We start from the raw sequence: 21,726 nt of genomic DNA, 5'->3' as shown, positions 1-21,726 counted from the left end.
TAATGATTATTGATGCTTGGCAACTATTTCCTTTAATGAGCTTTTTAAGCTAGGTATTCCAAGTAGTTCAACTAAGCATCCTACAAGAGACTGAGAGGACTATTACGTATAATAGGTAATGCCTAAAGACCGTTAAAGTTCTCCTCTCTTCTCTTGTTAAAATTAATAAGGTCAAAGTAAAGAAGACCGTTGTATGCAAGCGTGACTCACCTCATTAATTCTAAAAATGGAAATAATAATTAAAGAAAGTTACAATAGACCATTTGAATTTATTCCTAAAACAATCTTGTGGATTATTAAACAGAGAGATTTAGATATAAATAATGATAATTTAATTGGAATAAACTCATCTATAATTCTTAGCTTAACTTCACTAATTGAATCTTTTAACAAGGAACTTATGATTAGTTGGGTTAAGTTTCATTTATCAGAATCCAAAACTGAATTTGATATTGATTCAGACGGTATGCCTATATGGGATGATACTATGGGAGACTATTTATTGGAAAGGTTGTCAGACGAATTAATTCTTGAAATAGAATCATCTGAATGGAATAAACAACTTAAATTATTTACAAAAATCACAAACGATGAACTAAAGCGTATAATTAAAAAAGATACTCTTATCGGCATGAATCAATTGTTCAATTACCGTAATATATTAACTCATGGAAATAAACTTAGCCTTATTGAATGGATTAATAATAATAAAACTACTGAAAGGCTAGAGCCTAATAAATTTGAAGCTATCTTTTCTTTTTTAAAGCAACAAAACCTTATTGAGGGAAAATTAAAAGACATTAAAGCAAATATTTTTGAATTGACCTTTTCAAATAACGTAATTGATTATTTTATATCAATAATAAATTTATATTTAGAAGAAGTCAAAGAATCATTTGGTATTACCGAAAAGATGAATAAAACAATATATAATTTAAAAATATAAGCCAGCATACAACAATGTATAACAGCAATTACGGTGGATTCCAACTTAGTCCGAATCCACTCGGTAATTACTGACGTCTGTACTTTATCCGAAAATACTTGCTAATTTATCCCGTATCTAACGGTTATATCTAACATTACCTATAAGCTGAACTAAAGCATTTCACCTCTCGCAGGATAGCCTGACTGAACAATATAATCAACCGCTTTTACAAAAGAAGGCAAATAAGGTCTTCCCCAAGGATTACTGTTTATTGCTGAATAATAAACTTCATTTTTACTATCAATTAAAAATAGCCCTGGTTCACTAAACTGACTTGGTTCACCATCTTTTACAGATGCACTTAAATACAAAGCCCAATTCCTTGCTGATTTTTCAGGTAAACCATAGCCCAAAGTAAGATTAGATAATTCCCATTTTTGTTGAGAAAGAAGAGCTCTCTTTTCGGTATCCATACTTACAGCTACGACGTTAACGCCTCGTTGCTCAAATTGGGGTAACAACTCTAGTAATTGTTGCAAATACTTTTTACATAAAGGACAATGCAATCCTCGATAGAATACTAGTAACGTAAAGTTTTCTGGATTTTGATCTGCCAAATTCCATTGATTTCCATCTAATAATGAAAACCGTAATTCTGGGGCTTTACTTTTTGGTGTTGGTCTACTCATATTAAATACGTTAAAAGTTTGCCTTCAAATGATTTTCAAAACGATTAAAATCATTCTCTATTTCTGGATTTTTCATTACATCATATGCCATAAATGTGGGTAATGCTTCAAGACCAAACCATTTGAAATTAAGATGCATTGGTTTTAAAAGTTCATCTTCACTTATTCCATTAAAAAATGTTTCATTTGGATTATTAAAAGCTTCTTTTGGTGCATTTGCTGTTACTGACATCATATACTTTCCCTTTAGCTTTCCTCCTAGTCCGTAATTCTTCTTTGGCGCTTCTTTACTTCTACCATCACCATCAGACATTTCGCCCATCATACCCATGGAAAATACTTCATCAATGTATTTTTTAAACGACCAACTTACGCTCATCCAGTTCAATGGTGTTTGAAAAAAGACTACATCTGCCCATTTGAATTTTTCAATTTCTTCATTGACATCATAATCATCTGCCATTGTGGTCTTTTTGATATTGTAACCATTGCTCTTAAAGTAGCTTTCCGCTTTTTCAATTAAAGCAGCGTTTAATTTACCTTCAGAAAATGGATATTTTTGATGTCCGTTGATTATAAAAATATTTTTCATTTTAAATTTTTAATTACATTTGTTTCACAAAGAAACTAATAATGGTTTAATTTAGAAACTATTGTGCCTGCATTTGAATAAATATGTGGTAACCAAAAAGTAACTAATGGCTAGAAAATTTATAGACAATCCAAATGCTTGTTCCCTTGTTCATACGATGAACATAATTGGTAATAAATGGAAACCGATTATTATATATTTATTATCAAATGGATCTATGCGATTTGGAATGCTCAATACACTAATTCCAACAATTTCAAAAAAGGTACTTACGAACCAATTGAAAGAATTGGAAAATGATGGATTGCTTTTAAGACAGTCTTTTGCTGAAATTCCGCCAAGAGTTGAATATTCATTGACTGAAAAAGCGGTTGGACTTTTACCTGTTTTAAGAATGTTAAGCGATTGGGCAAATGAGTCGTATCCCGAAATGGACTTTGAACAATGTAGAATTATAGAGAATGAAAAAAGTCAGGCCATAACAGAGAATTGAGATAAAATACAACTTATTATAACACTTTTTTATTTCATTGAACTTTTGAATTACAGGGCATAACACAATCCTGATTTCACTATTCAATAGGCTCATTTTCTTAGTCTTCACTCCTACTTTATTAGTATGGAATTCAATATCTTTGAGAAAACGAATAACTAACCAAAACAACAGCTACCGTTCACTTTAGAAGGTTTAGCATTCTGCGTGAACTCGCCATAACCTGTGCGTGTTGTAAACAAGCTGAAAAACGAAGACTATGATATATTTAATTTGGTCAATAATAAACGGAATAATTCTTATTTACTTTCTTTATCTGATTGTTGGATTTATCGCAAAAGGAAAGAAAATATTTAAACCACAATTTAAAGTTGTCTCTATTTTCATAATGGTAATTGGAATTGTTCAAATAATTTCGGCTTCTAATTCTGAGAAAAATTCAAACCGAATTTCAATAACTGAAGATTATAACAGAAAAAGCAACTCAGCAATAAAAAAAGTAAAACTGGAAGACAATTGGACTTTCGACATAAATATGCTTGTAAAGTATTCGATTGAACAAAACCAATATATCCCAATAGAAAGTAACAGCTTTTTGACTGGACTCGTGAGTGGTTACAATTGGGAATTTAATTCGATTGACACAAATAACTTGAACCCGAATGGAAAGGCTGAATTTATAGCTAACGGAATTTTAAAATGGAATCTTTTTGGAATAACAGTTTATAGTGAATCCAAAACATTTAATGGAACAATTGAATAAAAGCCAGCGTACAACAATGAACTAAGCTAAAACCAAGCGTTTTTTTGATTAGTTTCTAGCATAATTCGGATCCTAACACAATCTTGATATCACTATTCAATATGCTTGTTTTCTCAGTCCTCACTCCTACTTTATTCGTATTGATTTAAGTATATTTGAGAAAACAAAATTCTAACCTAACCTACTATTACCGTAAACTCTAGAATGCTGGGCATTCTGCGTGAACTCGCCATAACCTGTGCGTGTTGCCTGCAAGCTGAATCAAACAATGAAAACTTTCAATATAATTACATCAGTTATTCTTTCAATTCTGATTTTATGCATTGCATTTTTGATTCCAGAATATGAAAGTATCCAAGTTGACCCAATGGGAGATGGACAATCTGGTATTGGAAAAGGAGTTATAGGACTATTGATATTAGGATTGGGAATTTTGAGCCTAATTTTTGCATTAATTTTTATCCTTCTTTTAATAATTCGAGCTACAAACCGAAATATTTGGAGTTATATAAATTTGATAGCATCATTATTAATTTCAGTTTTTACTTACAAATATTTTTTTGCTTGAAATGAAAAAAATAATCGGACTTATATTATTACTGACTTTAACGAGTTGCTCTTACGAAACGGATTTTTATATTTTCAATACAACAGAAAACCCAATTTTCGTGACATATGAATGTGGGCCAAATGGAGATGTGTTTGTGACTAATCCAAGAATTGTGGAATTTGACTTGGATTTTGAAATATGTGAAATTAAAAAAGCTTACGAAATCGGAACTGAATCTAAAACTGATTCTGAAAACAAAATCATAACGTGTGAATTAAAAAGCGGACAAGCATTATGGATTGGAAATGATTTAAATTTTTCACTTAACAACCCGAACGATACGTTGATTTTAAAAGAAAATCTGAACGAATTAAAAGTCGAACAAAACGGAGAAAAATTATTTCGAGTAGATGATAGATATGTTGTTGACTTTTTTGAACCGATTGACAGACATACTGTTGGAATAAAAGTAAAAAAAGCCAGCAGGTAACAATGAACTAAGCTAAGAACCAAGTGTTTTTTCGATTAGTTTCTAGCATAATTCGGATCATAACATAATCCTGATTTTACAATTAAATAGGCTCATTTTCTCAGTCCTCACTCCTACTTTATTAGTATTTATTGAAGTATCTTTGAGAAAACGAATAACTAACCAAACCAACAGCTACCGTACACTTTAGAAAGCATATCATTCTGCCTGAACTCGCCATAACCTGTGCGTGTTGGGCACAATGTAAGCCAATCAATGAGCAAAAAAATATTAACCATAATGCTTTTAACTTCTATACTTAACTTTTTTGGTTGTAAAGGGAAAAATGAACCTGAAAAAACAAAAGAAGATGCTGAATTTGAACAGTTTCTTGAACAGTCCAAAAACAGCATTGATGAATTCAATAATCGGAAAATCTACAAGGAAATGACAACTGAAATTTTGGACTCAATTCCTGATGATAAGATTGAACAAGCAATTTTTGACAACATTTACGAGATTATCGGAGATGACTATGAAAATGAATTAAGTAATGTAAAAAAACTTTCAATAGGACAGCGAGCCTTCTTCTCGACATGGATAATCGAAGGAGAAGTCAATAATGGTGGATTTAATCAATTCTACTTTAATTCGAGCGGACAATATGCTCAAATGGCTGAAATTGGATTTATGACAATTGGAGCTGAAAAGTTTTCGGAATTGACAAAGCGGGCGAATAAAATTTACTCGGAAAATAAGGAACGACTTGAGGAATTTGACGATGGAACGATGGAAAGTTTTAGTGAATCCTATAAAGACAATCCGCTCAATGATTTGGACACTGAATTTTATAACCTTTATGATTCCGAAAAAATTGGAGAATTAAGAATAAAATACATTCGAGAAAACAAAAACGAATTTATAACTGAATAATAAAAACACAGTGGCTAACAATGTATAAAATTAATTGCTAATTACAGCCTACTTACGAAAGTCCTCGCAGACTTCTATCTGTGATTTATTTGTTAACTTCAGTGCTCAAACCACGCAACGAAATCATACACAAATACGTTAGGCAATAATTATGAAAAACCTATTACTAAAGAAAGGATTACCTCTGACAATAATGCTAATTTCATTCAACTCATTTGCTTGTGACTGTGAATGCGAAGGAGATTGCTCTTTTAGCGGAGTGGCAAGCGGAATGGAATTCGTTGCTCTCGTCAAAGTGATTGAATACTCTGATTTTCTTGATGAAGAAATAATGGGTTATGATAGAAAAATGCCTTTTTCTATGACAGTTGAAATCATAAAAAAATATAAAGGTGCTGAATCACGAAAACGAATTAAGATTTGGGGAGACGATGGAGCTCAATGTAGACCTTATATTGCGGAATTTGAAATTGAAAAATGTTATTTAATTGCACCAACTCGAATAGAAAAAGATTCTGAACTAGGAAAACAATGCGATTATGATTTTTCCTCTTGTTGGACAGATTATTTGACTGTCGACATAGACAAAGGAATTGCACTCGGAGAATATTCTAAAATGCGGAATAATATAACTCTGAAAGAATTTGAAAACGAACTGGAAAAATAACTATTCCACAACAATGAACTAAGCTAAAAACCAAGGGTTTTTTCGATTAGTTTCTAGCATAATTATAATTGCAACATCAATAAAAAATCAAACTACACGCCATTTTTTTACTAGCTTTAAACCACACAAGCAACACTAACCAATGAAAAAAATAAAAAGAATTGCGCTCGTTTTACTCGCGCTTGTAATTTGGACAGCATTTGTAGGCTTTGGATTTATTGACGGCTTTCTATTGCGCCCTATTACCTCAAAAAAAACTTCTGATAGTTTTATAAACGCTACCCAGGATGTGGTGGATCAAGAGTTCGTGGGCAATTTTGCCATGACTCTTATAGAAAACGGTGAGGTTTCACAAGAATATTTCTATGCCCAACAAGGTAACGTAGATCAAAATACCGTTTTTCCTGTTGCCTCTATAAGTAAATGGATCACCTCGTTTGGAGTTTTAAAACTGGTACAACAAGGTAACATAGATCTAGACACACCGGTTGATAAGTACCTAACTCGATGGCAATTGCCCGACAGTGATTTTGACAACAATAAAGTAACAGTAAGACGCTTATTATCACATTCCTCAGGATTGATTGACGATTTAGGTTACAGTGGTTTTGCGGCTACTGACAGCATACAAACAATTGAAGAATCCCTAAATAAAGCTGCAGACACAGATTACTCTGATGGTGTGGCAATGGTAGGAGTTGAACCTGGAAGCCAGTACTTGTATTCTGGCGCTGGTTATACCATCCTACAATTACTTATTGAAGAAGTAAGCGGTCAACCCTTTACCCAGTATATGAAAAACGAGGTTCTTGACCCTTTAGAAATGTACCATTCTACCTTTCAATATCAGGACGCAACCAATAAACAACTAGCCCAAGTCTATAAAGAAAACGGTGAGATACGACCTATGAACAGGTTCACCGCACTAGCTGCTGCCGGATTGTACACTACTACTCACGATCTAGCTAAATTTTTAAACGCAAATGTGTCTGAAAATCCCGTGCTTTCAAGCTCAACTATTAATGAAATGGCCACTGCCGAAACCTTTATAGGCACCACTGGTATTTATGGTTTGGGACCTCATCTTTATAGTCAAAATGACAAAGACTCTCAAATAATTGGGCACGATGGTAGCGGTAATAATGCCATCAATACGGCGGCTAGAATTGACCTTAAATCCAAGGACGGTATCATTATTCTGGAAACGGGTAATTATGATATCGCATCGCGCATGGCAGATGAATGGATCTTCTGGAAAGCAGGAATTGCCGATTACGTAGTAATGCAACGCAATAAATCCTACCTTTTGACCTTGTTGCTGGTAGGTTATCTTCTAATTATTATCGGCGCTATTTTTATATTCAAAAGCAGTAGCAAGCAGTCATAAAGCCTTATTGTATGCAATAGTAATCGCAGTTTTTAGCTCTTGACTATGATTAATCGTACCTAATAGTAGGAAGGTTATTCCGCTTTCGCGAAAGCGTAAACACCACACCACTACTCTATAACAACAAACACGTTAAACCTGCACACACAGCCATCATGAACGAACTGAAAAATTTAAAAAAATTAGGCTACAACTTACCAGAAGCTTCCACTCCAGGTGGTAGTTATGTTTCGGTTAATGTAAGAGGTCGTATTGCCTATATAGCGATACAATTTCCCATTTTAAATGGAACCTATAAATTTCAAGGAAAACTGGGAAAAGAAGTGACCACACAGCAAGGATACCAAGCCATGGAATTGTGCGCGTTAAACGTACTAGCGCAAATAAAGGAAAAAATAGGCTTTGATAATCTACTAGGGATTAACCACATAGATGCGTATTATCAAGCTGCACCCGATTGGGATGAATCACCGCAGGTAGTTAATGGAGCCTCTGATTTATTTATAAAAATTCTGGAAGAGAAAGGACAACACAGTAGGGCAATTTTTGGAGTGCACGACCTGCCTCGCAACTTCTGCGTTGGGTTAACGGTTACTTGTACGTTACACAATTAGGCAGCTATTGATTGAATAAAACATTCCATAAATAAACTGATTATAAGGTATAGTTGCTATTCGTTATGGAATAATCGATCAAATAGTTATTGAAATTGTACTTTTAGAAACTTAAAACCCAACACGAGATACAACCACCACAAGGAATGAGTAGAACGCATTTTCACACCTTTGACGCCATGCGTTTTTTTGCCTTTTTACTGGTGTTTCTATTGCATTTACCCAAAACCAATATTCCCTATGTCGATTTTTTCTTAAAAAGCGGTTCTATAGGTGTAATTTTCTTCTTTGTATTGAGTGGTTTTCTTATTACATACATCCTACTTTATGAAAAGGAAAACCGTGGTAGTATTTCCCTTAAAAAGTTTTTTGCACGCAGAATTCTTAGGATCTGGCCGTTATTTTATTTGCTAGTAGCATTTGCTTACTTATCGCCTTTTTTACTCAGGCTATTCCATATTCCTTTTGAAAATCAAGGCTATGAACCTAGGCTATGGGTATCCTTACTATTTGCAGAAAATTACATGATGATGATCACCGATCAATTTCCCGATGGTGCTCCTTTACGAGTAATGTGGTCCATTTGTATAGAGGAACATTTTTATATTCTTTGGGGCATTTTATTCTATTTGCTGCCAGTCAAACGCATTCTTCCTCTATCGCTTTGTTGTATATTGCTCGCTCATATGGTGCGGTTTATTTATGCGTATTACGACATTGCTCCTATAGATTTATTTACACATCTGGACTATTTTGCCTTTGGTGCTATACCTGCGTACTTGTTCATGTATAAAAAACACACGATTGAGCAACTCAATAAAATTCCTAAGGCAGTCAAATACCTTTTTGCATTAATAACACTAGGCGTAGTATTCACTATACCTAACCTAGAATGGGAACAAATAGATTATCTTTTTCCTTTATTATGGGGAATACTTTTCTCAGTTTGTATTCTCTTTACCTTGGGAAGCAATCCGCTAAGAATAAGTAACAATTCCTGGTTGACAAAGTTGGGTTTATACACCTATGGTTTGTACTTATACCATACCATTATCATCTTGTTGCTGTTGAAATTTATTCCCGTATTACAATTCTCGCATTGGCTATTACTATCGGCTAGTGCATTACTGCTCACAATACTTGTGAGTATCATCTCCTATCGTGTATTTGAAAAGCCCTTTTTAAGATTGAAAAAGCACTTCTATTAATTTTGATAACCAAAGTTGCACAACCCATCAATAAGGTATATCTGCAGGAATGACAGGATCCCGCAAAACAATCTAGATAATCATGGAGTTGAAAGTTGTTGGGTTGTTGAGTACGCTTTCGCGAAAGCGTACTAATTCAAAACCCTATGTTAATACTCAGACTTTATCTAATTAAAATGTTGGTCCAAAAAATGGTGGTATTTGGTTAGCTCTTTTTCAACATCGGCATTTTTTTCAATATCATGAAAATGAGTAGTGCCCAGTAAACTAAGACCGATGAATTGATTCATTTTGTGAAAACCGAACAAAGGTCCATCATCGACGCTGGTTTGATTGAAAAACTCATTTTTAAGAGTAAAAGCCTCTTGCGGTGCATTCCAACTGGTGGTAAGTAGGTACTTTTTACCATGCAAACTACCACCTGTACCATAGTTTATTGCAGGATTGCTCCTGCTCCTACCATCACTTTTATAAATGCCTTTTTGGTGTCCGGCTGTAAAAACTTTATCCAGGTATTCCTTAAAACCAAAAGGTAGTTGAAACCACCAAATAGGTGTGTGATAAATGATAACATCGGCCCAAACGAATTTGTCCACTTCTTCTTGTAACTCATAACTATCGCCTACTTGAGTGGTTTTAATTGTATAATTACCAGTAGACTGTAAATAGGAAACTGTAGTTTCTAATAAGGTTCTATTGAATCGGCCAGGTGAATGTGCAAAAGCATGACCACCATTGATAATAAAGATATTTTTCATTGTTTCTAAATTCAAATTTTAGACAAAACTACAGGCCGTACATGTATTATAAAAATAATATAAATTATACATTTGTATAAATATTTTAATACATGATGAATTTAGAATGGTATAGGACATTCATAGCGATTTATGAAAAACACACCTTGACTAAGGCAGCTGAATATTTATATACCTCACAACCAGGAGTAAGTGTTCATTTAAATGCGCTGGAATCCTACATTGGTAAAAAGCTATTTGAACGTACATCTAGGAAAATGATTCCTACTAAAGACGGCAAGCTCTTGTACAGCAATATCATTGAACCTATTAAAAAATTAGAACGCGCCGAACAGCACTTTAAAAGAACTTCAAAAGATGTTATTCCTTCTATTAATATAGGCATGTGTACAGAAACGTTCCAAAGCATTCTTGAAAATGAAGTGCCTACTTTACCCTTTAATCTAGTGGCAAAATTTGGAGAACATCAAGACCTAATGAAAGATTTGAATAAAGGTTTGCTTGATCTAGTTATCACACCTCGTAAACATGATAAGTACACGCTTACACAGTACGAGGCGTTTGCGCAAGAACATATTGTTATGGTTGCTGGTAGCGATACAGATGTCAAACAGATTACAGCATTAATCGAGGAACAGAATTTCGATCTTTTAGAATCCGAATTAAAAACAAGAGTATGGTACAGTGCTTCTAATGAAATGGAGCATTTTAGACGCTTTTGGTACGAGAGTTTTAAGAAGCGAGTAGATTTTAAACCTAATTATATTTTACCGAATATTGGTTCTATCATAAGATGTATTGAAAATAACAACGGATTTGCCATTGTTCCCGATTTTTTGGTCAAATCATCAATTGAAAGTAATAAAGTAAAACTTGTCTGGCGTGGTAAAAAGGCTGTTTCAAATACCTTATATTTCGCTACTAGAGAAGATTTAAAATTTAAGAAAGAGATCAACTGTATCAAAGATATCTTTATAAGAAAAATGAAGAATACTTCGGTGCTTGGTGTATAGCCAGAAGTTTGTCAAAATATGAGTAATGCAGACTATAAACCATTTTTATAGAGTTAAATGAGCACTATTATGTTCTACCCTATTAAATCTTCCTTCAAATTATAAATTATGTTGTAACCACAAATACTACTAACTCAATATGTTTTTTCCTAAGGACATTCTTTATGTCAAATTATACCTAGATAAGATTGAAATTAGAAATATTCGCACTTTAAAATCCATTACTTCTTATCCACAATTAAAATACTCAAATGATAGGCTGTTAGTTGCTAATTTTGATCATGCATGTACTGAATTAAAAAAGAGTATTGCCCAAGTAACGACCAATAATAAACTTACTAAAATTGCAACTGTCGTTTTTCAACCCATTCATACTAGTATTACTGATTTTAGTCAGGTAGAATTAATGAGTTTTAGGGATTTATGTAACACTTGTGGAGCTTGTAAAGTATTTCTTTATTTGGAAAAAGACACATTAACAGATGCAAGTATTTTACAAAACTTAACTTCTAAAAATTCCGTTTTTACCATTTGATGAAAACCCTGAATTGCTGTGACTAGATAATTCTGGTTGCATTTATTCCGTGGACAGCACATTCAAAAGTTTATTTAAAGAATAAAGTATTTAAGTATAATCAGTTGTTATAAATAAGCAATCTAGGTATACCCATCAAAAAACAAAGCTAGATTCTTGATGATTTAAGTATATTTGAAAGGATAAGCATTAGCCACACCAAAGACCAACTTGCAATCTGGAATAACATGTTTCTAAATAAACAAACCATGCATGTATGTTTTTCGGTCATTTAAAACCTACTTGAAAATTACAGTTCATGAGTTTTTTAAGAAAAAAAGATCAAATTTTAGCTGCTCTTGGAAATATTAGAGCTATGGAAAGGTTACACGTTGATACCTATACCGAAGGGAAAATTAAAAACATTACGGGTAAAAAAATAGCAGAATCCAAACAAGGTCAACTTTGGATCAGTTTTCAAAATTTAAATGGTTTTTTGTTTATGAATTGTACCATACTCACTCGTAAATCTTTAAAAACTTCACGCGGCTCTAAACTATTACTGCTTACAAAAGAATATGAAATTGAATTAGACTCAGATGAAAAAATAATCGAATCTGACTTCTCAAATGTTTCAAATACTTGGATAACAAAAATGAGCTTTGTTTTATCAAATAAAGAAAAGAAAATAATTGAAGAGAGAAGTTTTGAAGAAATCGGATATCATTTTAAAAAAGATAGACTAAATTTTAAAATGAAAAAATAAAAACGATTAGAGCAAAAATCTAAAGAGAAAATTGTCTTATTCAATTTTCATTACATATTCAATTACTCGCTTTTTCAGCATGATATCAATTCTTTAGATTTTTCTGTTCATGGCGTAATAGTTTCATAACAAAAATAAACTTAAAATAAAACCATAATATGAAGACAATTTTATAATGTTCTCTCTTCATTTTTGATGATGAATTTTAAATGTCATCAAATGGATTTATCAAAAGTTTTTGAATATTATTACCAAATTGAAAAATTAAAACAAGCTTACAATAATGCCAGAAGTATTAAAGACAAATGGCTTATTTATGGAGAATATTATAAAATATCGAAATCAAAAAGAACAGAATATTTTTCTCAAAATAGACTCGCTTTTTACGGAAAATATCCTTTTAATTGGTACTCTAGTTTTTCTTATTTAGAAAAAAGGACTTGGGAAGATATATCTTATATAAATGTTCCATTATATCCACAATATCCTGTCAAAAATTTCTTTATTGATTTTGCCAATCCAGATCTAAAAATAGGTCTTGAAGTTGATGGTTCCAATTATCATGACATTGAAAGGGATTTTAAAAGAGATACTAAACTTGCAACATTTGATTGGAAAATATATCGATCTCCTTATTCTGAATCAAAAAGAGAATATATGGATATTATCGATTTAGAAAAAAATGAAATTACTGGTTCAGAAAAGCAAGAAGCTATAGAACATTGGATTATGAAAACAACTAATGGACTTATCCATGCTATTAAATATTGGTATTTTTTGAATCAAGAACAAAAGCTTCATAATTATCGTTTTCAATTACATCCTGACGATTTTCAACATACTGTAGACTTTCATCAGTTGGCGCGAAGATCCCTTATAGAACACAGATTAGCTATTTTTGATATAGGTAAACCTTATATAAAATGATAATAAGATTGTTGGTTTATGAAAATATATTTACACATAACCCAATTAAGCTATTAATAAATAATGATGCTGACCGAAAAAGAACAATTATCCAAGTATTTAAATAGATATGCCTATATAGCTCAGGAAGAAGTTGACCTTATGTTCAGATTAATGGAAATTCGTAAAACAAAAAAATCTGAATTCCTTCTAGAATCAGGCAATATTTGTAGATATCAGTACTTTATTTTAAACGGTTTAACTAGAACCTTTTACATTGACAGTAATGGAAATGAAAAAATAACTCAATTTGCTATGGAGAATTGGTGGCTTACTAATTGGCATAGTTATAAAAGTGAAACACCATCTGAGAGTTACATACAAGCATTGGAAAATACCACTGTATTACAAATAAGAAAATCTGATCTAGAACACGTATTCGAGCAAATTCCCAGCCTTGAACGAGCATTCAGAAAAATAACCGAAAATTGGCTTATCGCCATTCAAAGGCGCAGCGAGTTCTATCTTAAATTGGACAGTAAAAGCAGGTATGAAAAATTCATTTCAGCTCTACCTGACTTCGCACAGCGCGTACCACAATACATGATCGCTTCCTATTTAGAAATCACACCTCAACATTTAAGCACGATAAGAGCAAAACTTGTTTATTAAGATATCTTAACTTATTTCGTATTTCTGAAAAATACATTTGTTCCGAATAAAACAAATAAAACATGGAACGAATATCATTTAAAGAAATCTCTAATAACGTATTGGAAAAACTAATAGGTTTAGAAAACTATATCAATAACTCAAACCTAGATATAACATTATTAGAATTAATGCGCCTAAGGGTAGCACAAATTAATGGATGTGCCTACTGTGTTGATATGCATTACAAAGAATTGAAGAACTTGGGAGAAACCGATTTACGTTTGTCCACGCTCGTGGTTTGGGAAGAAACAAGTTTTTATACCGATAAGGAAAGAGCGGTATTGCGTTTTACAGAAGTACTTACTACACTTAACGGTAAACCTATTTCAAATGCTCAATATGATGCTTTAAGTAGTTTTTTCATCAATGATGAGATCATCACTTTAACTTTAGCGATTGCTCAAATCAATACATGGACCAGATTAATGAAAACATTTCAAATAGAGGCTGGTAAGTACAAAGTGAATCGTTAAAAACATAGGTATTTAAACATTTTTCAGATAGATCCTACTTGATCAAAATAGACCTTTATGGATTACGCTTTCGCGAAAGCGTAAACACCACCATCCTAGTGTATAATTAGTGTCATACCTTTAATGAGCAAGCATCTATAGGCATAGGTTTTCCTATTCTTGTTACTTAAAACATGGTATCTTTAACCACAATTAAATGCTTAAGCCTACTTGTAACCTTATAACAATATGAAAATGAATATTCATAAAATGGTAATTATCGTGTTAATGATAAGCTTTATAAGTTGTAAAAAACAAGATGTAAAGGATCACTCCGATCACGTGGAAATGAATATGGATTTGAAAAATGAATTGGAAACCATTTTAATCAAAGATCAAGGAATAAGGGAACTTGTAAATGGAAATGTAAGTGATGAAAGAAAAACAGTATTGCTAGTACAAATGCAAATCAATGAATCGGATATTGAAGGAAATAAACGATTTGAACTCATGCAACAAATTGACAGTATTAATCTAGCTAAAATCGAAAAAATCATTGAAGAATATGGCTATCCTGGTAAATCCCTAGTAGGAGAACCTGCAAATAAAGCGGCTTTTTACGTCATACAGCATTCCAAACAAATAGGCACCTATTTACCATTGATTAGAAAGGCTGCAGCGGCTGGTGACATAGCTCAAACATCCCTTGCGATGATGGAAGATAGGAACCTGATGGAGCAAGGTCAAGAACAGATTTATGGAACTCAAATCAAAGGAAAAGCCAATAAACAAGGGGCATGGATCTATTTCTTGTGGCCTGTTAAAAATGCAGATTCGGTTAATTTGAGGAGAAAGGAAGTTGGATTTGACCAAAGCCTTGAAGAATACCTAAAAAGTATGGATGTAGAGTTCCAATTGTACACGTTAAATGAAGTAAATGAACTGTAACATCTTTTACAACAACTAATTAACTTACATAAACTCTTTTTTATCTATCTTTAAAAGATTATGACTCATGCTTAACGACTGGTTAGAGGTGCATGCAGTCAATCAATCAAAAAATTAAAAGAGTTTGAAGTATTTTATTGTAACCCTAGCAGTCGCTATTGTCATCGGTTTGATAGGCTGTGACAGTAAGGAAAAAACATCCCAAATAGCCTACGCCTCACAACCTATCACCACGCCTACTCCTTTTGCCGAAGGAGTAATTTCAACTAGTGACAATAGCGAGTTTGATATTACCTTTACTCCAGATGGACTTACAGCCTACTTTTCTAGAAGAGCTCCAGGAGAAAAACAAAAGATCTATGTCACTCGATTTATAAATGAATCCTGGTCAACTCCTACCCTAGCCCAATTCTCGACAGACCGTGACGAAACGGCCTTTATTTCTCCTGATGGCAAGTATTTTTTCTTTGGATCAGAACGACCGATTCCTGATAAACCCAATCAAGGGAATTTTGATATGAATATCTGGATGATGGAAAAAACTAAAGATGGATGGAGCGATCCAAAACCTTTACCAGAACCTATTAATGAAGTTCAAATTAAAGAGGAAGAATGGCCGTCATCCAACAATAATTTCTTTTTTTCCAACGACAATTACAGGTACTATTACACCACGATGATGCGCGGTACCCAAAGTGTAAAACTGTATACAACTACCTATGATGGAGAAACATTTTCACAACCCGAAGTGATTAATGGCATTTTTGATGATGATAAAACCTGGATTTATTCTGCTGTACTTTCTCCAAATGGTGAGTATCTTGTCTTTAACTCTTACGATGCTCCAGGAGGAACCGGTGGTGAAGATATATTCATTTCAAAAAAAACAGTTGACGGTTGGAGCAAGGCCAAACCTATAGGAAGCCTGATCAACACAAAGGATGAGGAAAGCAGTCCTCGATTTTCTAGAGACGGCAAGTATTTCTTTTTTAGCCGTGCAGAAAATTTAGGTAATTATGAATACGGTGAATGGAGTATTTATTTTATCGAAACAGAATCGCTCCACCTAGAAAACCTATTTGAACAGTAATTGAAAAACCTAAATGTTCTTCTGAAAAAAAAACCTAGTTCCATGAAAAATACCTCGTACTTTTTTTATTTCACTCTATTAGTTGCTTTGCTTTTTGCTGTGCAACCTGCTATAGCGCAAGAAGATGACTTTATCAATGAATATATTGAACGGCTGGAACGATCTAAAGAATATTTGATTCTGGTGGCAGAAACCATGCCCGAAGAGCAATACTCCTATCGCCCTACTGAAGAATCTCTCAGTTTTGCCGAAAACTTAATGCATATAGGTTGGGCCATGGATTGGCACAGTCAATCCTTAATGGGCGGAAGACCTGCTAGAGATTGGAACACCGATACAGAACTAAAAGTGGATAAAAAAAGTAAAGCGGAGATGATTGCCAAAATCAAAGAAACCTTTAATCTTACTATAGCGTTTATCAAAAGTTTTGATACGAATAAATTAAGCGAGCGACTGGATTATTTTGGTGCCAATAGAACTAAAAGACAAATTTTATTATTACTTACCGATCATATTACCCATCATAGAGGTCAAATGCTTGTCCACTTGCGTTTAAATGGTTTAAAACCGCCTAGGTATGTTCTTTATCAGTAGTGTATTTGTTTTAGGTGTTGCAAGGGTTATAATGATTATCTAATTGCTCAAATCATTTCTTATTGCTTTAAATTTGTGGTTGAAGCCTTACGCGACCTACTTAATTACAACCAATCATGACCCATATAGAAGCTCAGAGAAATAATTTTACTATTTCGACAGATAAAAGCAAATTGGACCTGATTAGTATTCATGAATTTCTTTCTAAAGAAACCGATTGGGCATATGGTATTCCTATTGACACTGTAAAGAAGTCGATTGAAAATTCTTTGTGTTTTGGTGTATATGATCAAGGTCAACAAATTGGTTTTGCTAGGGTAATTTCAGACTTCTCTACTATTGCTTACCTAGGTGACGTCTATGTTTTAAATGAATATCGCGGTAATGGTTTGAGCAAGTGGCTCATGGAAGAAATTATGAATCATCCCAACCTACAAGGGTTAAGACGCTGGATTCTACTTACCAATACGGCTGAATGGTTATACAAGAAATTCGGATTTACAGAAATTCCAAATCCAGAATTTTACATGGAGAAACACGATCCTAATGTCTACAAGGAAGATTAAAAAGTTCTTTTATTAGAAAAATGAACACTTTCACACCACAAAGAACTGAGATAAAAAACGTAGCTATTTAGCACTTTCTATTTAATTAAGCCTGTAGAACATAGATAATCAGGTAATCCTGATGTTATTATAAAAAGGGTTTGTTTTCTTACTCCTTACTCCTACTTTATCGGTATTGATTTGCGCATGTTTAAGAATAAATAAAATAGCAATTAAGTCATGGGCTACAATGGATTGTAAAGGCCGATATTTCCTGCATGAACTCAATTTTACTAATGTCATAGTAGCCATTACAACTTTTTCACTATCACAATAAAGTAAGTTCTTACAGAAATACAAACGCAACAAAGTTGCATTAGTGTCATTTTGAACTATTTTTGCTAAAAATTTTTAATACAAATAGGTATGCATAAGAAATTGCCAGTAACCGTTTTGAGCGGATTTTTAGGTGCAGGAAAGACAACTTTACTTAATCATATTTTGCATAACAAGGAAGGGTTAAAGGTAGCCGTAATTGTAAACGATATGAGCGAAGTAAATGTGGATGCTGATTTGGTAAAAAGCGAAAACACTCTTTCCCGTACAGAGGAAAAACTCGTTGAAATGAGCAACGGTTGTATTTGTTGTACTCTACGTGAGGATTTAATGGTAGAAGTAGAAAGATTGGCAAAAGAAAATAGATTTGATTATTTACTTATAGAAAGTACAGGTATAAGTGAACCGGTTCCTGTAGCACAAACCTTTTCTTTTATAGATGAAGAAAGCGGTATCGATTTATCTCGATTTAGTTATGTAGACACCATGGTCACAGTTGTAGATGCTTTTAATTTTTTCAAAGATTTTGGAAGTCCAGAAACATTAATAGATCGAGAACTTACCGATATTGAGAATGACTTTAGAACCATTGTAAACTTACTAACAGACCAAATCGAATTTGCCAATGTTATCGTGCTAAACAAAACCGATTTGGTTACCGCCGATCATCTTGGAGTATTAAAAGCTGCTATTAGAAAATTGAATCCATCTGCAAAGATTCTTGAGTCCTCATTTAGCCGGATAAATCCAAAAGAGATATTGAATACTAATTTGTTTGATTTTGCAAAAGCAGAGCAAAGTGCTGGATGGATAGAAGAGCTTAACAAAGATGAACATACTCCAGAAACTGAAGAATATGGTATTGGCTCATTTGTTTATCGTTCTAAAGAGCCTTTTGATCCTATAAGGTTTAGAGACTATATACAAAACAAATTCCCGATGAATATTATTAGAAGTAAAGGTTTATTTTGGATAGCCTCACGTCCTAAACAAGCACTTGTTTGGGGACAAGCAGGTGGCTCTTTAAGAACAGACAGTGCTGGAGTTTGGTGGGCTAGTATGTCTTTTGGTGAGAGGTTTAATAATTCAGTTTTTATTAATAATCAACAAGAAATAGAAAAGGATTGGGATAGTACATATGGAGATAGGAAGAATGAAATTGTCTTCATAGGTCAGGATATGGATGAAGGCCTTATAAAATCGCAATTAAATGATTGTCTTGCCACAGAAGAAGAGTTAGCTACTGGAAAATGGTTAATTGGATATGAAGATAACTGGCCTGTACAAAGAGCTTATTAATCGACTTGAATACCTTAATCAATAAAGAGATAACCTAAGAGCATTTTTTTCAATTAATTTCTAGCATAAAACAAATCATAGAGCAATCTGATATAATAACCAAGAAGGCTAGTTTTTGGAGTTCTCATTCGTGCTATTTCTTTTACGATTTGGGTATATTTGAGAAACAAAGAACTAACCACACCAAAGACTTCTTTACTTTATGGTAGGCCGCGCATTTTGTTTGAACTTGCCATTCTCAAAGGCTTTTGTAGGTAATTAATAACTAATCCATTTGAAGAAAATAAAAGTAAATAACGATTATTGGTTCTCAAGTATTATGGGGTTTTTATTGATACCTGTTGCTCCAGTATCATTTTTAATTAATATACTTTTCAAAAATCTTAAAATCTCTGAATTACCAATTTTAGTTCTAGTTATTCTTACGTTATATTCTTTTCTAACATTATTATTTCTATATAAACTTCTTACGGAAAGAAATTTTAAAACGCTTAAAAATCAATTTTCTAAAAGAAAAAATATTGAAATTGTGAAAAATAGTTTGGACAAACTTGAATGGTCCTACACTGGTGGAGAAAACGGATATTTAATACGAGATTGGAAGAAAGACAAAAAATTGATCTCTCTTTTACGTTTTGAAGTAGTACCTAGAAGTAATGGAATTTCTTATAATATCATTTATTCAGGCGGATCTAAAGCACGTTTTCCTTTCTTCTTCGGTATCAGAACATATTTAGAATGGAAGTTTAAGAATGAAATTAAAACAACCTATAAATCTATATAATCCGTATTGCCAAATGTACTACTAACTGCCAATCAACTTGGAATTGCTAACGTCAGTGCTACTCGAAAATTATTATCTTTAATCCTTAACGGAATATTAAAAGTCACTTACGAAAATGGGGAAGTCAAGGAAATTCAAGATTATGGTTTGCAAGGAACAATAAATCTGAATGCTATTTATAAAAAATGTTTGAAATAAATAAAAACGTAAAATAAATACTTTTAAAAACAAGGGCAATTAGTGATTGCTTGTTCTATCCTATTTCTGAAGATACTCACGATTTTTCAACCTGTTATTATATATTATTTTTATAGTTTAAACACTAAACCAACCGATTAACTAGACTAAATAAAATAGTTCTAGGTAATTCATCTTCAAATGAATAAGCGATTTAACGATAATGGAAAATTGTTAACTGAATTTGGAAAATTCCGTACGATAGAATGTCCAAATTGTAAGAAACCCATAGACTACATTCCTCCTAGAATTGTTTGTATTCATTGTGGATTTAATAAGGAACTTAAGAATCAAACGATGCTATATCAATCGTTCCCAATTTCGTCAATTGAATTAAAAGACTATCTACAAGCCTCGTGTTGTAAAAATGTATTGTGGGCTCAGAACCTTAATCACTTAAAATTTTTAGAAGATTATGTTCGTGCAGAATTAAGAGAACGAAAGCCAAATATTAATAGAAGTGTCATAAGCCAACTACCTAAGTGGATAAAGGATGCAAAAAATAGAACCGAAATTTTGAAAACTATTAAAGTATTAAAAATGAAACTCAAGAGTAACGGCTACACAAAAAACAGTACCTAAAATGATAGGTACAAACTTACTCTATAAGGATTACGCTTTCGCGAAAGCGTAAAAACCAATAACCATTAGCATTATGTAGTCCTTGCAGGCAGAAAAACGGTTTGATAGGATTGCTGTATCTTAGTCTTACTAAAAGTATGACCACCACAAATCCTATGAAATTACCGTATACTGCAATTGCTGTGCTAGCCAGCCTACTTTTAGGTTGTCATTCAGCCGAAAAGAAAAAAACCACTGAGGAAGAAAAAACCTATGCCGACGTTGAAGTGGTGAGTGCCATGAGAAATGTCATGTGGAAAGGTGAACTGGACAGTAACATACAGTTAGATAGTATTTCCAATAAAAAAGGACTTTATGGGATTGGTCCCGTGAGTTACCTACAAGGTGAATTACTCATCAACGATGGTAGTAGCTATGTGTCTACCGTGGTGACAGATTCCGCTATGAAAGTGACCAAAACTTATAAAGTCGGTGCGCCCTTTTTTGTTTATACCCATGTAAAAGAATGGCAACAAGTGGACGTTCCTGCTAGTCTAAAGAACATTAAACAATTAGAAACGTTCATCAGTAACCAGGTCAAGGACATGAAAAAACCACTTGCTTTTAAGCTCGCTGGTCATGTTGTAAGCGCTCACATTCATATTCAAAATCTACCTGATGGTGCTGTAGTTTCATCACCGCAGGAAGCACACCATGGTCAAGTAAATTATAAATTATATGATGAGGCTGTGGAGATTGTAGGCTTCTACTCTACCGAGCATAAGGGAATTTTTACACATCACGATAGCTTTGTACACATGCATTTAATAACGCAGGATGAGCTTCAAATGGGACATCTTGACGAGGTAGAAATTAAGGACATGAAATTATTTTTACCTAATAAATAGCCTATTAA

Annotated in this window: 27 protein-coding genes; 24 read left to right on the top strand and 3 right to left on the bottom strand. The window is 33.1% G+C overall.

What is annotated here, in order from left to right:
- The first annotated feature begins 226 nt into the window (after positions 1 to 226).
- Complete coding sequence (locus I5168_RS09655) at positions 227 to 946, top strand: hypothetical protein (RefSeq protein WP_431471630.1); 720 nt, start codon at positions 227 to 229, stop codon at positions 944 to 946.
- Positions 947 to 1,098: 152 nt separating this feature from the next.
- Here the strand turns inward: I5168_RS09655 and I5168_RS09650 are convergent, their stop codons facing one another.
- On the bottom strand, positions 1,099 to 1,617 hold the full coding sequence (locus I5168_RS09650) for a redoxin domain-containing protein (protein ID WP_431471629.1): 519 nt from the start codon (positions 1,615 to 1,617) through the stop codon (positions 1,099 to 1,101).
- A 10-nt stretch (positions 1,618 to 1,627) separates the two neighbouring features.
- Positions 1,628 to 2,209, bottom strand: a complete 582-nt coding sequence (locus I5168_RS09645) for an NAD(P)H-dependent oxidoreductase (protein WP_431471628.1) — start codon at positions 2,207 to 2,209, stop codon at positions 1,628 to 1,630.
- Positions 2,210 to 2,315: 106 nt separating this feature from the next.
- Between I5168_RS09645 and I5168_RS09640 the strand changes: the two genes are divergently transcribed.
- The 9 genes from I5168_RS09640 (at position 2,316) to I5168_RS09600 (ending at position 9,293) form a co-directional block, all read left to right on the top strand.
- Positions 2,316 to 2,702 carry a winged helix-turn-helix transcriptional regulator gene (locus I5168_RS09640; protein ID WP_431471627.1) on the top strand — a complete coding sequence of 129 codons (387 nt, stop codon included), beginning with the start codon at positions 2,316 to 2,318 and terminating at the stop codon, positions 2,700 to 2,702.
- Positions 2,703 to 2,961: 259 nt separating this feature from the next.
- Positions 2,962 to 3,465: a hypothetical protein gene (locus I5168_RS09635; RefSeq protein ID WP_431471626.1), complete on the top strand. Its 504-nt coding sequence runs from the start codon at positions 2,962 to 2,964 to the stop codon at positions 3,463 to 3,465.
- A 268-nt stretch (positions 3,466 to 3,733) separates the two neighbouring features.
- Positions 3,734 to 4,033: a hypothetical protein gene (locus tag I5168_RS09630; RefSeq protein ID WP_431471625.1), complete on the top strand. Its 300-nt coding sequence runs from the start codon at positions 3,734 to 3,736 to the stop codon at positions 4,031 to 4,033.
- A 1-nt stretch (position 4,034) separates the two neighbouring features.
- Positions 4,035 to 4,505 carry a hypothetical protein gene (locus tag I5168_RS09625; protein ID WP_431471624.1) on the top strand — a complete coding sequence of 157 codons (471 nt, stop codon included), beginning with the start codon at positions 4,035 to 4,037 and terminating at the stop codon, positions 4,503 to 4,505.
- Between the two features lie 279 nt (positions 4,506 to 4,784).
- Positions 4,785 to 5,417, top strand: coding sequence for a DMP19 family protein (locus I5168_RS09620; RefSeq protein ID WP_431471623.1), 633 nt, complete (start codon positions 4,785 to 4,787; stop codon positions 5,415 to 5,417).
- A gap of 151 nt (positions 5,418 to 5,568) precedes the next feature.
- A complete protein-coding gene (locus tag I5168_RS09615; protein ID WP_431471622.1) occupies positions 5,569 to 6,084 on the top strand; it encodes a hypothetical protein in 516 nt (171 codons plus the stop codon).
- A gap of 142 nt (positions 6,085 to 6,226) precedes the next feature.
- Entirely contained in the window at positions 6,227 to 7,471 is a 1,245-nt protein-coding gene (locus I5168_RS09610) for a serine hydrolase domain-containing protein (protein WP_431471621.1), read from the top strand.
- A 155-nt stretch (positions 7,472 to 7,626) separates the two neighbouring features.
- Entirely contained in the window at positions 7,627 to 8,085 is a 459-nt protein-coding gene (locus I5168_RS09605) for a RidA family protein (protein WP_431471620.1), read from the top strand.
- 146 nt (positions 8,086 to 8,231) lie between these two features.
- The gene (locus tag I5168_RS09600; RefSeq protein WP_431471619.1) at positions 8,232 to 9,293 is read left to right on the top strand and encodes an acyltransferase family protein; all 1,062 of its coding nucleotides are present in this window, start codon (positions 8,232 to 8,234) and stop codon (positions 9,291 to 9,293) included.
- 167 nt (positions 9,294 to 9,460) lie between these two features.
- Here I5168_RS09600 and I5168_RS09595 read toward each other — a convergent pair whose 3' ends face one another.
- Positions 9,461 to 10,051 carry an NAD(P)H-dependent oxidoreductase gene (locus I5168_RS09595; RefSeq protein ID WP_042279147.1) on the bottom strand — a complete coding sequence of 197 codons (591 nt, stop codon included), beginning with the start codon at positions 10,049 to 10,051 and terminating at the stop codon, positions 9,461 to 9,463.
- A gap of 92 nt (positions 10,052 to 10,143) precedes the next feature.
- Between I5168_RS09595 and I5168_RS09590 the strand changes: the two genes are divergently transcribed.
- The 14 genes from I5168_RS09590 to I5168_RS09525 all read left to right on the top strand — a co-directional run bounded on the left by I5168_RS09590 (position 10,144) and on the right by I5168_RS09525 (position 21,718).
- A complete protein-coding gene (locus tag I5168_RS09590) occupies positions 10,144 to 11,064 on the top strand; it encodes a LysR family transcriptional regulator (RefSeq protein ID WP_431471618.1) in 921 nt (306 codons plus the stop codon).
- Positions 11,065 to 11,203: 139 nt separating this feature from the next.
- Positions 11,204 to 11,599, top strand: a complete 396-nt coding sequence (locus I5168_RS09585) for a hypothetical protein (protein WP_431471617.1) — start codon at positions 11,204 to 11,206, stop codon at positions 11,597 to 11,599.
- Between the two features lie 298 nt (positions 11,600 to 11,897).
- Entirely contained in the window at positions 11,898 to 12,344 is a 447-nt protein-coding gene (locus tag I5168_RS09580) for a hypothetical protein (RefSeq protein WP_431471616.1), read from the top strand.
- Positions 12,345 to 12,563: 219 nt separating this feature from the next.
- Positions 12,564 to 13,271 (top strand): DUF559 domain-containing protein, encoded by a 708-nt coding sequence (locus tag I5168_RS09575; RefSeq protein WP_431471615.1) that lies wholly within the window; start codon positions 12,564 to 12,566, stop codon positions 13,269 to 13,271.
- 63 nt (positions 13,272 to 13,334) lie between these two features.
- Positions 13,335 to 13,922: a Crp/Fnr family transcriptional regulator gene (locus tag I5168_RS09570; protein ID WP_431471614.1), complete on the top strand. Its 588-nt coding sequence runs from the start codon at positions 13,335 to 13,337 to the stop codon at positions 13,920 to 13,922.
- 62 nt (positions 13,923 to 13,984) lie between these two features.
- On the top strand, positions 13,985 to 14,437 hold the full coding sequence (locus I5168_RS09565; protein WP_431471613.1) for a carboxymuconolactone decarboxylase family protein: 453 nt from the start codon (positions 13,985 to 13,987) through the stop codon (positions 14,435 to 14,437).
- Between the two features lie 234 nt (positions 14,438 to 14,671).
- Positions 14,672 to 15,364, top strand: coding sequence for a DUF6624 domain-containing protein (locus I5168_RS09560; protein ID WP_431471612.1), 693 nt, complete (start codon positions 14,672 to 14,674; stop codon positions 15,362 to 15,364).
- Positions 15,365 to 15,488: 124 nt separating this feature from the next.
- Positions 15,489 to 16,454, top strand: coding sequence for a hypothetical protein (locus tag I5168_RS09555; RefSeq protein ID WP_431471611.1), 966 nt, complete (start codon positions 15,489 to 15,491; stop codon positions 16,452 to 16,454).
- 42 nt (positions 16,455 to 16,496) lie between these two features.
- A complete protein-coding gene (locus I5168_RS09550) occupies positions 16,497 to 17,048 on the top strand; it encodes a DinB family protein (RefSeq protein ID WP_431471610.1) in 552 nt (183 codons plus the stop codon).
- Between the two features lie 116 nt (positions 17,049 to 17,164).
- Entirely contained in the window at positions 17,165 to 17,614 is a 450-nt protein-coding gene (locus tag I5168_RS09545) for a GNAT family N-acetyltransferase (RefSeq protein ID WP_431471609.1), read from the top strand.
- Between the two features lie 405 nt (positions 17,615 to 18,019).
- A complete protein-coding gene (locus I5168_RS09540) occupies positions 18,020 to 19,228 on the top strand; it encodes a GTP-binding protein (protein ID WP_431471608.1) in 1,209 nt (402 codons plus the stop codon).
- Between the two features lie 274 nt (positions 19,229 to 19,502).
- Complete coding sequence (locus I5168_RS09535) at positions 19,503 to 20,012, top strand: hypothetical protein (protein ID WP_431471607.1); 510 nt, start codon at positions 19,503 to 19,505, stop codon at positions 20,010 to 20,012.
- A 378-nt stretch (positions 20,013 to 20,390) separates the two neighbouring features.
- The gene (locus I5168_RS09530) at positions 20,391 to 20,831 is read left to right on the top strand and encodes a hypothetical protein (protein ID WP_431471606.1); all 441 of its coding nucleotides are present in this window, start codon (positions 20,391 to 20,393) and stop codon (positions 20,829 to 20,831) included.
- Positions 20,832 to 20,968: 137 nt separating this feature from the next.
- Positions 20,969 to 21,718, top strand: coding sequence for an acetolactate decarboxylase (locus I5168_RS09525; RefSeq protein ID WP_431471605.1), 750 nt, complete (start codon positions 20,969 to 20,971; stop codon positions 21,716 to 21,718).
- Positions 21,719 to 21,726 lie beyond the last annotated feature (8 nt).

The sequence above is a fragment of the Nonlabens sp. SCSIO 43208 genome (assembly GCF_050703575.1).
Lineage (GTDB): Bacteria > Bacteroidota > Bacteroidia > Flavobacteriales > Flavobacteriaceae > Nonlabens > Nonlabens tegetincola.
Note: the sequence above shows the minus strand (reverse complement) of the source record. Positions and strands in the feature narration are given on the sequence as shown.

Bases quoted from the DNA above. Each gene is read 5' to 3' on its own strand.
- I5168_RS09620 (WP_431471623.1), top strand. From the start codon at position 4,785: ATGCTTTTAACTTCTATACTTAACTTTTTTGGTTGTAAAGGGAAAAAT.
- I5168_RS09645 (WP_431471628.1), bottom strand. From the start codon at position 2,209: ATGAAAAATATTTTTATAATCAACGGACATCAAAAATATCCATTTTCT.
- I5168_RS09570 (WP_431471614.1), top strand. From the start codon at position 13,335: ATGATGCTGACCGAAAAAGAACAATTATCCAAGTATTTAAATAGATAT.
- I5168_RS09550 (WP_431471610.1), top strand. From the start codon at position 16,497: ATGAAAAATACCTCGTACTTTTTTTATTTCACTCTATTAGTTGCTTTG.
- I5168_RS09600 (WP_431471619.1), top strand. From the start codon at position 8,232: ATGAGTAGAACGCATTTTCACACCTTTGACGCCATGCGTTTTTTTGCC.
- I5168_RS09615 (WP_431471622.1), top strand. From the start codon at position 5,569: ATGAAAAACCTATTACTAAAGAAAGGATTACCTCTGACAATAATGCTA.
- I5168_RS09605 (WP_431471620.1), top strand. From the start codon at position 7,627: ATGAACGAACTGAAAAATTTAAAAAAATTAGGCTACAACTTACCAGAA.
- I5168_RS09655 (WP_431471630.1), top strand. From the start codon at position 227: ATGGAAATAATAATTAAAGAAAGTTACAATAGACCATTTGAATTTATT.
- I5168_RS09580 (WP_431471616.1), top strand. From the start codon at position 11,898: ATGAGTTTTTTAAGAAAAAAAGATCAAATTTTAGCTGCTCTTGGAAAT.
- I5168_RS09525 (WP_431471605.1), top strand. From the start codon at position 20,969: ATGACCACCACAAATCCTATGAAATTACCGTATACTGCAATTGCTGTG.
- I5168_RS09565 (WP_431471613.1), top strand. From the start codon at position 13,985: ATGGAACGAATATCATTTAAAGAAATCTCTAATAACGTATTGGAAAAA.
- I5168_RS09530 (WP_431471606.1), top strand. From the start codon at position 20,391: ATGAATAAGCGATTTAACGATAATGGAAAATTGTTAACTGAATTTGGA.
- I5168_RS09575 (WP_431471615.1), top strand. From the start codon at position 12,564: ATGGATTTATCAAAAGTTTTTGAATATTATTACCAAATTGAAAAATTA.
- I5168_RS09545 (WP_431471609.1), top strand. From the start codon at position 17,165: ATGACCCATATAGAAGCTCAGAGAAATAATTTTACTATTTCGACAGAT.
- I5168_RS09595 (WP_042279147.1), bottom strand. From the start codon at position 10,051: ATGAAAAATATCTTTATTATCAATGGTGGTCATGCTTTTGCACATTCA.
- I5168_RS09635 (WP_431471626.1), top strand. From the start codon at position 2,962: ATGATATATTTAATTTGGTCAATAATAAACGGAATAATTCTTATTTAC.
- I5168_RS09625 (WP_431471624.1), top strand. From the start codon at position 4,035: ATGAAAAAAATAATCGGACTTATATTATTACTGACTTTAACGAGTTGC.
- I5168_RS09585 (WP_431471617.1), top strand. From the start codon at position 11,204: ATGTTTTTTCCTAAGGACATTCTTTATGTCAAATTATACCTAGATAAG.
- I5168_RS09590 (WP_431471618.1), top strand. From the start codon at position 10,144: ATGATGAATTTAGAATGGTATAGGACATTCATAGCGATTTATGAAAAA.
- I5168_RS09630 (WP_431471625.1), top strand. From the start codon at position 3,734: ATGAAAACTTTCAATATAATTACATCAGTTATTCTTTCAATTCTGATT.
- I5168_RS09610 (WP_431471621.1), top strand. From the start codon at position 6,227: ATGAAAAAAATAAAAAGAATTGCGCTCGTTTTACTCGCGCTTGTAATT.
- I5168_RS09650 (WP_431471629.1), bottom strand. From the start codon at position 1,617: ATGAGTAGACCAACACCAAAAAGTAAAGCCCCAGAATTACGGTTTTCA.
- I5168_RS09560 (WP_431471612.1), top strand. From the start codon at position 14,672: ATGAATATTCATAAAATGGTAATTATCGTGTTAATGATAAGCTTTATA.
- I5168_RS09640 (WP_431471627.1), top strand. From the start codon at position 2,316: ATGGCTAGAAAATTTATAGACAATCCAAATGCTTGTTCCCTTGTTCAT.
- I5168_RS09540 (WP_431471608.1), top strand. From the start codon at position 18,020: ATGCATAAGAAATTGCCAGTAACCGTTTTGAGCGGATTTTTAGGTGCA.